Origin of the sequence: Streptomyces sp. RP5T, assembly GCF_003933965.1 — a bacterium.
Classification (GTDB): domain Bacteria; phylum Actinomycetota; class Actinomycetes; order Streptomycetales; family Streptomycetaceae; genus Streptomyces.
Genome location: NZ_RSAJ01001255.1, coordinates 1 through 560 on the forward strand (window position 1 = coordinate 1; position 560 = coordinate 560).

A 560-nucleotide genomic window follows, 5' to 3' on the forward strand; every position below is an offset into this window, starting at 1 on the left:
AGAGACAGAGCCCGAACACAGCCTTCTCGACGGTGAGCGTGCTCTTCGCCGGACCCGCAGTCGACTCCCCGCAGGGCGCCTCCAGCCGGTCCTTCAGCGGTACGGGGCTGGCGCAGCCGCCGATGCCCATGCGGTGGTCGGCCACGGGCACCTTGTTCAGCAGGCCCAGCGTCTTCTCGGCACTCAGCACCGGGTAAGTGTCGCCCTTCACCGGCGCCTTCAACTGGCCGGTGCCGCCGACCACTTCGCCCTGTCCGTTCACGGTGACGCCGGTCGCCCAGCCGTACGTGGGCAGCCCGCCCACCAGCGGATCGGCGTTCACGATCCGCTGGGCGCCCATGACCTGGCTCGCGTCCAGCTTCGCGGTGCCCTGGCCCAGCGCCTTCAGCACCGGCGCGGCGGCCTTCTCCGCGGCCGCCACGCTCACCGGGGGGTCGGTGGGGGTCTCGGGCTGGGCTCCGCACACGGCGCCGCTGCTGCAGTTGTCGACGACGGGGGAGTAGCGCTGGAAGGTCCACGCGCCCGGCGCCTGCCGGTTCACCTGGAGACTGGGCCCCGAA

At 72.3% G+C, this 560-nt stretch carries 1 pseudogene; it reads right to left on the reverse strand.

From position 1 onward, the window contains the following. Positions 1–560, reverse strand: a pseudogene (locus EHS43_RS45695) (hypothetical protein); the annotation flags it as partial.